This window comes from Pseudomonas sp. McL0111 (assembly GCF_052567255.1).
This window is the reverse complement of sequence record NZ_CP199585.1, coordinates 2,233,851-2,247,231: the sequence shown is the minus strand read 5'-3', so window position 1 is coordinate 2,247,231 and position 13,381 is coordinate 2,233,851. Positions and strand designations below refer to the sequence as shown.

The following is a 13,381-nucleotide window of genomic DNA, read 5'->3' as shown; positions in this document are numbered from 1 at the left end:
CCGAGTCTTAGCCGAGGCTGATCTGCACTTCCACACCGGCCGCAAGATCAAGCTTCATAAGAGCATCAACGGTTTTATCCGTTGGCTGGACGATGTCCAGAACGCGCTTATGAGTACGGATCTCGTACTGGTCACGCGCGTCTTTGTTGACGTGCGGGGAGACCAGAACGGTGAACCGCTCTTTACGGGTAGGCAGTGGAATTGGACCACGCACTTGAGCACCAGTACGTTTCGCGGTTTCCACGATTTCCTGGGTTGATTGGTCGATCAGGCGATGGTCGAAAGCCTTCAACCTGATACGGATTTGCTGATTTTGCATTGGATTTCAGACTCCGGCTGCTATTCCCACCGAGCGCAATACGCCCGTTAAAAGGAGGCGCAATTCTATAGACGCCCCATATAGGTGTCAACCCAATAAAAAAAGCCCCCGCTGAGCGGAGGCTTTTTCAAAACATCAAAGCTAACTCAGCAAAGAGTCTTACTCGATGATTTTGGCTACGACGCCAGCGCCGACGGTACGACCGCCTTCACGGATAGCGAAACGCAGACCGTCTTCCATTGCGATGGTTTTGATCAGGGTAACAGTCATCTGAATGTTGTCACCTGGCATTACCATTTCAACGCCTTCTGGCAGCTCGCAGTTACCAGTCACGTCAGTAGTACGGAAGTAGAACTGTGGACGGTAGCCTTTGAAGAACGGAGTGTGACGGCCGCCTTCTTCCTTGCTCAGAACGTAAACTTCTGCGGTGAACTTGGTGTGCGGCTTAACGGTACCTGGCTTAACCAGAACCTGGCCACGCTCAACGTCGTCACGCTTGGTGCCACGCAGCAGAACGCCGCAGTTCTCGCCAGCACGACCTTCGTCGAGCAGTTTGCGGAACATTTCAACGCCGGTGCAGGTGGTAACAGTAGTGTCACGCAGACCAACGATTTCCAGCGGATCCTGAACGCGAACGATACCGCGCTCGATACGACCAGTCACAACAGTACCGCGACCCGAGATCGAGAATACGTCTTCGATTGGCATCAGGAATGGCTTGTCGGTCAGACGAACTGGTTCTGGGATGTAGCTGTCCAGAGTTTCAACCAGTTTACGAACGGCAGTGGTGCCCATTTCGTTGTCGTCTTTACCTTCCAGCGCCATACGAGCCGAACCGATGATGATTGGAGTGTCATCACCTGGGAAGTCGTAAGTCGACAGCAGGTCGCGAACTTCCATCTCAACCAGTTCCAGCAGCTCAGCGTCGTCTACCAGGTCAGCCTTGTTCAGGAAAACCACGATGTACGGAACGCCAACCTGACGGGACAGCAGGATGTGCTCACGGGTTTGTGGCATCGGACCATCAGCGGCCGAGCAAACCAGGATTGCGCCGTCCATCTGGGCAGCACCGGTGATCATGTTCTTCACATAGTCAGCGTGACCTGGGCAGTCAACGTGAGCGTAGTGACGGATCTTCGAGTTGTACTCGACGTGCGCGGTGTTGATGGTGATACCACGAGCTTTTTCTTCTGGCGCGCTGTCGATCTTGTCGAAGTCAACGATTGCGGAACCGAAAACTTCGGAGCAAACGCGAGTCAGAGCTGCGGTCAGAGTGGTTTTACCGTGGTCAACGTGACCGATGGTGCCAACGTTGACGTGCGGTAGGGAACGATCAAATTTTTCTTTAGCCACGACAATTAACTCCTAGCCTAAAGGGGCTGAATCAGCCTTGTTTTTTGGTAACAGACTCGACGATGTGCGACGGGGCTGTATCGTATTTTTTGAATTCCATAGAGTAGCTTGCGCGACCCTGGGACATGGAACGAACGTCGGTCGCATAACCGAACATCTCACCCAGCGGAACCTCGGCGCGAATTACCTTGCCGGATACCGTGTCTTCCATACCCTGGATCATGCCGCGACGACGGTTAAGGTCGCCCATCACATCACCCATATAGTCTTCAGGCGTAACAACCTCTACCGCCATGATCGGCTCAAGCAACTCACCACCGCCCTTCTGGGCCAGTTGCTTGGTCGCCATGGAGGCAGCCACTTTAAACGCCATCTCGTTGGAGTCGACGTCATGGTAAGAACCATCGAACACGGTAGCCTTCAGGCCGATCAGCGGATAGCCGGCAACAACGCCGTTCTTCATCTGCTCTTCGATACCCTTCTGGATAGCCGGGATGTATTCCTTAGGAACAACACCACCTACAACTTCGTTCACGAATTGCAGACCTTCCTGACCTTCGTCAGCAGGAGCAAAACGGATCCAGCAGTGACCGAACTGGCCACGACCGCCGGATTGACGAACGAACTTGCCTTCGATTTCACAGTTCTTCGTGATGCGCTCACGATACGAAACCTGAGGCTTACCGATGTTGGCTTCGACGTTGAACTCACGGCGCATCCGGTCAACCAGGATGTCCAGGTGCAGCTCGCCCATGCCGGAGATGATCGTTTGACCAGTCTCTTCATCAGTTTTAACGCGGAAAGATGGATCTTCCTGAGCAAGCTTGCCCAGTGCGATACCCATTTTTTCCTGGTCATCCTTGGTCTTAGGCTCTACGGCAACCGAAATAACCGGCTCCGGGAAGTCCATGCGAACCAGGATGATTGGCTTGTCAGCGTTGCAGAGGGTTTCACCAGTGGTGACGTCCTTCATGCCGATCAGGGCCGCGATGTCACCAGCGCGCACTTCCTTGATCTCTTCACGGGCGTTTGCGTGCATTTGCACCATACGACCCACGCGCTCTTTCTTGCCTTTAACCGAGTTGATCACGCCGTCGCCGGAGTTCAACACGCCCGAGTAAACACGGACGAAGGTCAAGGTACCCACGAATGGGTCGGTAGCGATCTTGAACGCCAGAGCCGAGAACGGCTCCGAATCGTCTGCATGACGCTCCAGCTCGATAGTCTCGTCATCCGGGTCAGTACCCTTGATGGCAGGAATATCAACAGGCGCAGGCAGGAAGTCGATAACGGCGTCGAGAACCAGGGGAACACCCTTGTTCTTGAAGGAAGAACCGCAAACAGCAAGAACGATCTCACCAGCGATAGTACGCTGACGCAGAGCGGCCTTGATTTCCGCGATGGTGAGTTCTTCACCTTCGAGGTACTTGTTCATCAGCTCTTCGCTGGCTTCGGCCGCAGCTTCAACCATGTTGCTGCGCCACTCTTCAGCCAGTTCCTGCAGTTCAGCAGGGATAGCTTCACGACGTGGAGTCATGCCTTTGTCAGCATCATTCCAGTAAACAGCTTCCATGTTGATCAGATCGATCTGACCCTGGAAGTTGTCTTCGGAACCGATAGCCAACTGGATCGGCACCGGAGTGTGACCCAGACGCTGCTTGATCTGACCGATCACGCGCAGGAAGTTGGCACCAGCACGATCCATCTTGTTTACGTAAACAAGACGTGGAACGCCGTATTTGTTGGCCTGACGCCATACGGTTTCCGACTGAGGCTCAACACCCGAAGTACCGCAGAACACAACGACCGCGCCGTCGAGTACACGCAGGGAACGCTCAACTTCAATGGTGAAGTCTACGTGGCCCGGGGTGTCAATAACGTTGAAGCGATATTGGTCTTTGTGCTGCTTTTCGGAACCCTGCCAGAAGGCGGTAATAGCAGCAGAAGTAATGGTAATACCACGCTCCTGCTCCTGAACCATCCAGTCTGTGGTCGCGGCGCCGTCATGCACCTCGCCCATTTTGTGACTTTTGCCAGTGTAAAAAAGGACGCGCTCGGTGGTGGTGGTTTTACCAGCATCCACGTGAGCAACGATACCAATGTTACGGTAGCGATTAATCGGTGTTGTACGAGCCATAAAGCCCTCGCAAAATTAGTGACGCTAAAATTAGAAGCGGTAGTGCGAGAAAGCTTTGTTAGCTTCAGCCATACGGTGCACGTCTTCACGCTTCTTAACTGCAGCACCTTTACCTTCAGCAGCATCCAGCAGCTCGCCAGCCAAGCGCAGAGCCATGGACTTCTCGCCACGCTTACGGGCGAAGTCTACCAACCAGCGCATTGCCAGAGCGTTACGACGGGAAGGACGAACCTCGACCGGAACCTGGTAAGTAGCACCACCAACGCGGCGCGACTTCACTTCGACCAGCGGAGCGATGGCGTCGAGTGCTTTTTCGAAGAGTTCCAGGGGATCGGTGCCGGCCTTACGAGCCTTCACGGTATCCAGGGCACCATAAACGATACGCTCGGCAACGGCTTTCTTGCCGCTTTCCATAACGTGGTTCATGAATTTTGCGAGGATCTGGCTTCCGTATTTCGGATCGTCCAGAATCTCACGTTTGGCTGCTACGCGACGTCTTGGCATTGATAAGCCCTCAAACGGTCTTCAGGTTAGCCCGGGACAGCTCCAGTGGATGCGTGCCCGACCTTACTCTTATCGACTCAATAAAATAAAAATCTGCTAAACGGCCGATTACTTCGGACGCTTGGTACCGTACTTCGAACGACCTTGGTTACGACCTTTAACGCCGGAAGTATCCAGGGAGCCGCGAACGGTGTGGTAACGAACACCTGGCAAGTCTTTTACACGACCGCCGCGGATCAGTACCACGCTGTGCTCTTGCAGGTTGTGGCCTTCACCGCCGATGTACGAGGAAACCTCGAAACCGTTGGTCAGACGCACACGGCATACTTTACGCAGTGCCGAGTTAGGTTTTTTCGGCGTGGTGGTGTACACACGGGTGCACACGCCACGACGTTGCGGGCAGTTCTGCAGCGCAGGTACGTCGGATTTCTCGACGATACGCTTACGCGGCTGACGTACCAGCTGGTTGATAGTTGCCATCTACTAGCTCCACTGTTGTCTTGCGACGCTATTGTCTTGCAAGAAAAGCAAAATGGCAGGAACGAATTCCCGCCAAATTTAGGGGATCAAGAGTCTAAAGAGGATCTTGTCCCCAGTCAAGGCAAGGCCCCGACCTCCCCGCCCTTCGAACCTCGACAAATTGTCTCGATTCGATGAACGGAGCGATCAGGGCCTTACGCTCATTTACCGCAGAACTCAGTTACCGCTCGAGTTCAGCGCTTCGGTCAGTGCAGCTTCCACTTCACTGGCGCTTACGCGCAACGGCTTGTCAGCTTCACGGCGACGCTTGCGCTCGCTGTGATAAGCCAGACCGGTACCGGCCGGGATCAGACGACCCACAACTACGTTTTCTTTCAGGCCGCGCAGGTAATCGCGCTTGCCGGTGACTGCCGCTTCGGTCAGTACACGGGTGGTTTCCTGGAAGGAAGCCGCCGAGATGAACGATTCGGTGGACAACGACGCCTTGGTGATACCCAGCAGAACGCGAGTGAACTTGGAGACAAACTTGTCTTCCCCGCCCAGACGCTCGTTCTCTACCAGTACGTGAGTCAGTTCCATCTGGTCGCCCTTGATGAAACTCGAATCGCCGGATTCAGCGATTTCAACTTTACGCAGCATCTGACGCAGGATGGTCTCGATGTGCTTGTCGTTGATCTTCACGCCTTGCAGACGGTAAACGTCCTGGATCTCGTTAACGATGTACTTGGCCAGCGCGCTCACACCCAGCAGACGCAGGATGTCGTGCGGATCGCTTGGACCGTCGGAGATAACTTCGCCGCGGTTTACCTGTTCGCCTTCGAAGACGTTCAGGTGACGCCACTTCGGAATCAGCTCTTCGTACGGATCGCTACCGTCGTTCGGGGTAATGACTAGACGGCGCTTGCCTTTGGTCTCTTTACCGAACGCGATGGTGCCGCTGACTTCAGCCAGAATCGACGCTTCTTTCGGACGACGAGCTTCGAACAAGTCAGCAACACGCGGCAGACCACCGGTGATGTCACGAGTTTTCGAAGTTTCCTGCGGGATACGAGCGATAACATCACCGATCGCGATCTTCGCACCATCCGCCACACCGACCAGGGCGTTGGCTGGCAGGAAGTACTGAGCGATAACGTCAGTGCCTGGCAGCAACAGATCCTTGCCGTTGTCATCGACCATCTTCACGGCAGGACGGATGTCTTTACCGGCAGCTGGACGATCTTTCGCGTCGAGTACTTCAATGTTGGTCATACCGGTCAATTCGTCAGTCTGACGCTTGATCGTGATGCCTTCTTCCATGCCCACGTAGGTCACGGTACCTTTCATTTCGGTAACGATCGGGTGAGTGTGCGGATCCCACTTGGCCACGATTGCGCCAGCGTCGACCTTGTCACCTTCTTTAACCGAAATCACAGCACCGTACGGCAGCTTGTAACGCTCGCGCTCACGACCGAAGTCATCAGCGATTGCCAGCTCACCGGAACGGGACACAGCAACCAGGTGACCATCCACTCGCTCAACGTGCTTCAGGTTATGCAGACGGACGGTACCGCCATTCTTCACCTGAACGCTGTCGGCTGCGGAAGTACGGCTTGCCGCACCACCGATGTGGAACGTACGCATTGTCAGCTGGGTACCCGGCTCACCGATGGACTGAGCAGCGATAACGCCGACAGCTTCACCAATGTTCACCTGGTGACCACGAGCCAGATCGCGGCCGTAGCACTTGGCGCAGATGCCGTAGCGGGTTTCGCAGCTGATCGGCGAACGCACGATCACTTCGTCGATGCTGTTCAGCTCGATGAACTCGACCCACTTCTCGTCTACCAGAGTACCGGCAGGAACGATGATATCTTCGGTACCCGGCTTGAACACGTCACGAGCGATAACACGACCCAATACGCGCTCACCCAACGGCTCTACAACGTCACCGCCTTCAATGTGCGGAGTCATCAGCAGACCGTGTTCGGTGCCGCAATCGATCTCGGTCACAACCAGATCCTGCGCCACGTCTACCAGACGACGAGTCAGGTAACCGGAGTTCGCAGTTTTCAACGCGGTATCCGCCAGACCTTTACGAGCACCGTGAGTCGAGATGAAGTACTGAAGTACGCTCAAACCTTCACGGAAGTTCGCAGTAATCGGCGTTTCAATGATGGAACCGTCCGGCTTGGCCATCAGACCACGCATACCGGCCAGCTGACGAATCTGTGCTGCGGAACCCCGCGCACCCGAGTCGGCCATCATGTACATCGAGTTGAACGATTCCTGGTCGACTTCGACGCCATGACGGTCGATGACTTTCTCTTTCGAGAGGTTGGCCATCATCGCCTTGGAAACTTCGTCGTTCGCCTTGGACCAAAGGTCGATCACTTTGTTGTACTTCTCGCCCTGGGTTACCAGGCCGGAGGCGTACTGACTTTCGATCTCTTTCACTTCATCAGTTGCAGCATTGATGATGCGGGCTTTTTCATCCGGGATAACGAAGTCGTTAACACCGATGGAAACGCCGGAAATGGTCGAATAGGCAAAACCGGTGTACATCAACTGGTCAGCGAAGATCACGGTCTCTTTCAGACCAACCACGCGGTAGCACTGGTTGATCAGCTTGGAGATCGCCTTTTTCTTCATCGGCAGGTTGACGACGTCGTACGACAGACCTTTTGGCACAACCTGGAACAGCAGCGCACGGCCGACAGTGGTGTCGACAATACGGGTACCGCTCACGCTGTTGCCGTCACGATCGTTGACGGTTTCGTTGATACGAACCTTGACCTTGGCGTGCAGTGCGGCTTCGCCGGCACGGAACACACGGTCAACTTCCTGCAGATCCGCGAATACACGACCTTCGCCTTTGGCGTTGATCGCTTCACGAGTCATGTAGTACAGACCCAATACAACGTCCTGCGACGGAACGATGATTGGCTCACCGTTAGCTGGCGACAGAATGTTGTTGGTCGACATCATCAACGCACGCGCTTCGAGCTGGGCTTCCAGCGTCAGCGGTACGTGCACGGCCATTTGGTCGCCGTCGAAGTCGGCGTTGTACGCGGCGCAGACCAGAGGGTGCAGCTGGATAGCCTTACCTTCGATCAGAACCGGTTCAAACGCCTGGATACCCAGACGGTGAAGGGTCGGTGCACGGTTGAGAAGAACCGGGTGTTCGCGAATCACTTCAGCGAGAACGTCCCAAACCTCTGGCAGTTCGCGCTCGACCATTTTCTTGGCCGCTTTGATGGTAGTCGCGAGACCACGCATTTCCAGCTTGCCGAAAATGAACGGCTTGAACAGCTCGAGAGCCATCTTCTTCGGCAGACCGCACTGGTGCAGACGCAGGGTCGGACCTACGGTAATTACCGAACGACCGGAGTAGTCAACACGCTTACCGAGCAAGTTCTGACGGAAACGACCTTGCTTACCCTTGATCATGTCAGCCAGGGATTTCAGAGGACGCTTGTTCGAACCGGTGATAGCGCGGCCACGACGACCGTTGTCGAGCAGTGCATCGACAGCTTCCTGCAACATACGCTTTTCGTTGCGCACGATGATGTCCGGAGCGGACAGATCAAGCAGGCGCTTCAAGCGGTTGTTACGGTTGATCACTCGACGATACAGATCGTTGAGGTCGGAAGTCGCGAAGCGACCGCCATCCAGCGGGACCAGTGGACGCAGATCTGGCGGCAGAACCGGCAGAACGGTCAGCACCATCCATTCTGGAAGGTTGCCGGAACCCTGGAAGGCTTCCATCAACTTCAGACGCTTGGACAGCTTCTTGATTTTGGTTTCGGAGTTGGTTTGCGGAATTTCTTCGCGCAGACGGCCAATCTCGTGCTCCAGGTCGATAGCGTGCAGCAGTTCACGGACAGCTTCGGCCCCCATACGGGCATCGAAATCGTCGCCGAACTCTTCCAGCGCTTCGAAGTACTGCTCGTCGTTCAGCAGCTGACCTTTTTCAAGGGTAGTCATGCCCGGGTCGATAACGACATAGCTCTCGAAGTAGAGAACGCGTTCGATATCACGCAGGGTCATGTCCATCAGCAAACCGATACGCGACGGCAGCGATTTCAGGAACCAGATGTGGGCAACCGGCGAAGCCAGTTCGATGTGCGCCATGCGCTCACGACGAACCTTGGCCAGTGCAACTTCAACGCCGCACTTCTCGCAGATGACACCACGATGCTTCAAGCGCTTGTACTTACCGCACAGGCACTCGTAATCCTTTACCGGGCCAAAGATCTTGGCGCAGAACAGACCGTCACGCTCAGGTTTGAACGTACGGTAGTTGATGGTTTCCGGCTTTTTAACTTCACCGAACGACCACGAGCGGATCATCTCAGGCGATGCCAATCCAATACGGATGGCGTCGAACTCTTCGACTTGACCCTGGTTTTTCAGCAAATTCAGTAGGTCTTTCAAGGCCTTTCCTCCTGGCGGAGCAGAGAGCGGGCAATCCTGCCCCGCTCTCGATTCGCGTCACGTGTTATTCGGTTTCCAGATCGATATCGATGCCGAGGGAACGAATTTCCTTGATCAACACGTTGAAGGACTCGGGCATGCCCGGCTCCATACGGTGATCGCCATCCACGATGTTTTTGTACATCTTGGTACGGCCGTTCACATCGTCCGACTTCACTGTGAGCATTTCTTGCAGAGTGTAAGCAGCACCGTATGCTTCCAGTGCCCAGACCTCCATCTCCCCGAAACGCTGACCACCGAACTGCGCCTTACCACCCAGCGGCTGCTGGGTAACCAGGCTGTACGAACCGGTAGAACGAGCGTGCATCTTGTCGTCTACCAAGTGGTTCAGCTTCAGCATGTACATGTAGCCAACGGTAACTGGACGCTCGAACTTGTTGCCGGTACGGCCGTCAGTCAGCTGCATCTGGCCGCTTTCCGGCAGGTCTGCCAGTTTCAGCATGGCCTTGATTTCGCTTTCCTTGGCGCCGTCGAACACTGGAGTGGCCATTGGAACACCGCCACGCAGGTTCTTCGCCAGATCCAGGATTTCCTGATCGGAGAAGCTGTCCAGATCTTCGTTACGACCGCCGATCTGGTTGTAGATCTCGTCCAAGAAGGTACGAAGTTCAGCGACTTTACGCTGCTCTTCGATCATCCGGTTGATCTTCTCGCCCAGACCTTTGGCCGCGAGGCCCAGGTGGGTTTCAAGGATCTGACCAACGTTCATACGCGAAGGTACGCCCAGTGGGTTGAGGACGACGTCGACCGGGGTGCCATTGGCATCGTGCGGCATGTCTTCAACCGGCATGATCACGGAGACCACACCTTTGTTACCGTGACGACCGGCCATCTTGTCGCCCGGCTGGATGCGACGACGGATTGCCAGGTAAACCTTGACGATTTTCAGCACGCCTGGAGCCAGGTCATCGCCCTGCTGCAGTTTGCGCTTCTTGTCTTCGAACTTGTCGTCCAGCAGACGGCGGCGATCAACGATGTAGGCCTGAGCCTTCTCGAGCTGCTCGTTCAGAGCATCTTCAGCCATGCGCAGTTTGAACCACTGACCATGCTCAAGACCGTCGAGAATTTCGTCGGTGATGTCCTGACCTTTCTTCAGACCTGCGCCGCCTTCAGCCTTGTGGCCTACCAGAGCGGAGCGCAGACGTTCGAAGGTCGCGCCTTCAACGATACGGAACTCTTCGTTCAGATCCTTGCGGATCTCGTCGAGTTGAGTCTTCTCGATCGACAGTGCACGAGCATCACGCTCAACGCCGTCACGAGTGAAGACCTGTACGTCGATGACAGTACCTTTGGTGCCGGTTGGCACGCGCAGGGAGGTGTCTTTAACGTCGCTGGCTTTTTCACCGAAGATTGCACGCAGCAGCTTTTCTTCCGGAGTCAGCTGGGTCTCGCCTTTCGGAGTGACCTTACCAACCAGGATGTCGCCTGCGCCAACTTCAGCACCTACGTAAACGATACCGGCTTCGTCCAGCTTGTTCAGTGCAGCTTCACCCACGTTCGGGATGTCTGCAGTGATTTCCTCAGGCCCAAGCTTGGTGTCACGCGCCACACAGGTCAGTTCCTGAATGTGGATCGTGGTGAAGCGATCTTCTTGAACAACTCGTTCCGACAGGCAGATGGAGTCTTCGAAGTTGTAACCGTTCCAGGCCATGAACGCGATGCGCATGTTCTGACCCAGTGCCAGCTCACCCATATCGGTGGACGGACCATCAGCCATGATGTCGCTGCGCTGAACCCGATCACCTTTACGCACCAGCGGACGCTGGTTGATGCAGGTGTTCTGGTTGGAGCGGGTGTATTTGGTCAGGTTGTAGATGTCGACACCAGCTTCGCCGGTTTCAACTTCATCATCAGCAACACGAACCACGATACGGCTGGCATCAACGGAGTCGATCACGCCGCCACGACGAGCCACGACGCAAACGCCGGAGTCACGAGCTACGTTACGCTCCATGCCGGTACCTACCAGCGGCTTGTCAGCGCGCAGGGTTGGTACAGCCTGACGCTGCATGTTCGAACCCATCAACGCACGGTTGGCGTCATCGTGCTCGAGGAACGGGATCAGCGACGCTGCAACCGAAACAACCTGCTTCGGCGATACGTCCATCAAGGTGACGTCTTCCGGCGCCTTGACGGTGAACTCGTTCAAGTGACGAACAGCAACCAGCTCGTCGATCAGCATTTTCTTGTCGTTCATCGTGGCCGAAGCCTGAGCGATCACGTGATCAGCTTCTTCGATGGCGGACAGGAACACGATCTCGTCGGTGACCAGAGCGTCTTTCACCACACGGTACGGGCTTTCGAGGAAGCCGTACTGGTTGGTGCGCGCATAAGCAGCCAGGGAGTTGATCAGACCGATGTTCGGACCTTCCGGCGTTTCAATCGGGCAAACACGACCGTAGTGAGTCGGGTGTACGTCACGAACTTCAAAGCCCGCGCGCTCACGAGTCAGACCGCCGGGGCCGAGTGCAGAAACACGACGCTTGTGCGTGATCTCGGACAACGGGTTGTTCTGGTCCATGAACTGCGACAGCTGGCTGGAACCGAAGAACTCTTTCACCGCCGCAGCCACTGGCTTGGCGTTGATCAGGTCTTGCGGCATCAGGCCTTCGCTTTCAGCCATCGACAGACGCTCTTTGACCGCACGCTCAACACGTACCAGGCCAACGCGGAACTGGTTCTCGGCCATTTCGCCTACACAGCGAACACGACGGTTACCCAGGTGGTCGATGTCATCGACGATGCCTTTACCGTTACGGATGTCGACCAGAGTCTTCAATACCGCGACGATGTCTTCCTTGCACAACACACCCGAACCTTCGATTTCGGTACGACCGATACGACGGTTGAACTTCATCCGGCCGACCGCAGACAGGTCATAGCGCTCAGGGCTGAAGAACAGGTTGTTGAACAGGGTTTCGGCAGCGTCTTTGGTTGGCGGCTCGCCTGGACGCATCATGCGATAGATCTCGACCAGCGCTTCCAATTGGTTGCTGGTGGAGTCGATCTTCAGAGTGTCGGAGACGAACGGACCACAGTCGATGTCGTTGGTGTACAGAGTTTCGATGCGAACAACGCCGGACTTGGCGATTTTCGCCAGGATTTCGGTGTTCAGCTCGGTGTTGCACTCTGCCAGGATTTCGCCGGTGGCCGGATGCACGATGACCTTGGCGGTAGTGCGACCCAGGACGTAGTCCAGAGGCACTTCCAGCTCTTTGATCCCGGCTTTTTCCAGCTGGTTGATGTGGCGAGCGGTAATACGACGACCCTGCTCGACAATAACCTTGCCCTTGTCATCCTGGATATCCAGAACCGCGATTTCACCGCGCAGACGCTGAGGCACCAATTCCAGGCGCAGGTTCTCGCCCTTCACGTGGAATACGTTGGTGGTATAGAAAGCGTCCAGCACTTCTTCGGTGGTATAGCCGAGCGCGCGCAGCAGTACCGATGCAGGCAGCTTGCGACGACGGTCGATACGCACGAATACGCAGTCTTTCGGGTCGAACTCAAAGTCCAGCCACGAACCACGGTAAGGAATGATCCGCGCAGAGTACAACAGTTTACCGGAGCTGTGCGTCTTGCCACGGTCGTGGTCGAAGAACACGCCCGGGGAACGGTGCAACTGGGAAACGATTACACGCTCGGTACCGTTGATTACGAAGGTACCGTTCTCAGTCATCAGGGGGATTTCACCCATGTAGACTTCTTGCTCTTTGATGTCCTTGATCGCTTTGTTCGACGACTCTTTGTCGAAAATGATCAGGCGCACTTTTACCCGCAAAGGTACGGCGAAAGTTACACCGCGCAATACGCATTCTTTGACATCAAATGCCGGTTCGCCCAGGCGATAACCGACGTACTCCAGCGCAGCATTGCCGGAGTAGCTGATGATCGGGAAAACGGATTTGAAGGCCGCATGCAGGCCCACGTCGCGGAACTGATCTTTAGTCGCTCCCGCTTGCAAGAATTCACGATACGAATCCAGCTGGATGGCCAGGAGGTAAGGCACATCCATGACGTCCGGCAACTTGCTAAAGTCCTTGCGGATACGTTTTTTCTCAGTATATGAGTAAGCCATCAGCGTTCCCCAGCTTGGTCACCTGCTTGTTTGG

7 protein-coding genes are annotated in these 13,381 nt (G+C 55.4%); all 7 read right to left on the bottom strand.

Annotated elements, in window-relative coordinates:
- Positions 1-7: 7 nt before the first annotated feature.
- Positions 8-319, bottom strand: a complete 312-nt coding sequence (gene rpsJ / locus ACTWLJ_RS10150; RefSeq protein ID WP_003186070.1) for a 30S ribosomal protein S10 — start codon at positions 317-319, stop codon at positions 8-10.
- A 159-nt stretch (positions 320-478) separates the two neighbouring features.
- Positions 479-1,672, bottom strand: coding sequence for an elongation factor Tu (gene tuf / locus ACTWLJ_RS10145; RefSeq protein WP_017848801.1), 1,194 nt, complete (start codon positions 1,670-1,672; stop codon positions 479-481).
- Between the two features lie 31 nt (positions 1,673-1,703).
- The gene (gene fusA / locus ACTWLJ_RS10140) at positions 1,704-3,809 is read right to left on the bottom strand and encodes an elongation factor G (protein WP_445180731.1); all 2,106 of its coding nucleotides are present in this window, start codon (positions 3,807-3,809) and stop codon (positions 1,704-1,706) included.
- Positions 3,810-3,839: 30 nt separating this feature from the next.
- Complete coding sequence (gene rpsG / locus ACTWLJ_RS10135; protein WP_007970418.1) at positions 3,840-4,313, bottom strand: 30S ribosomal protein S7; 474 nt, start codon at positions 4,311-4,313, stop codon at positions 3,840-3,842.
- A gap of 108 nt (positions 4,314-4,421) precedes the next feature.
- Entirely contained in the window at positions 4,422-4,793 is a 372-nt protein-coding gene (rpsL, locus tag ACTWLJ_RS10130; RefSeq protein ID WP_003186084.1) for a 30S ribosomal protein S12, read from the bottom strand.
- Between the two features lie 216 nt (positions 4,794-5,009).
- Complete coding sequence (gene rpoC / locus ACTWLJ_RS10125) at positions 5,010-9,209, bottom strand: DNA-directed RNA polymerase subunit beta' (RefSeq protein WP_445180730.1); 4,200 nt, start codon at positions 9,207-9,209, stop codon at positions 5,010-5,012.
- A gap of 64 nt (positions 9,210-9,273) precedes the next feature.
- Positions 9,274-13,347 carry a DNA-directed RNA polymerase subunit beta gene (rpoB, locus tag ACTWLJ_RS10120; RefSeq protein ID WP_445180729.1) on the bottom strand — a complete coding sequence of 1,358 codons (4,074 nt, stop codon included), beginning with the start codon at positions 13,345-13,347 and terminating at the stop codon, positions 9,274-9,276.
- Between the last annotated feature and the right edge of the window lie 34 nt (positions 13,348-13,381).

What these genes read in the sequence shown, in the direction of transcription:
- rpsJ (WP_003186070.1), bottom strand. Translation starts at nt 319, where the DNA reads ATGCAAAATCAGCAAATCCGTATCAGGTTGAAGGCTTTCGACCATCGC.
- fusA (WP_445180731.1), bottom strand. Translation starts at nt 3,809, where the DNA reads ATGGCTCGTACAACACCGATTAATCGCTACCGTAACATTGGTATCGTT.
- rpsG (WP_007970418.1), bottom strand. Translation starts at nt 4,313, where the DNA reads ATGCCAAGACGTCGCGTAGCAGCCAAACGTGAGATTCTGGACGATCCG.
- rpsL (WP_003186084.1), bottom strand. Translation starts at nt 4,793, where the DNA reads ATGGCAACTATCAACCAGCTGGTACGTCAGCCGCGTAAGCGTATCGTC.
- rpoB (WP_445180729.1), bottom strand. Translation starts at nt 13,347, where the DNA reads ATGGCTTACTCATATACTGAGAAAAAACGTATCCGCAAGGACTTTAGC.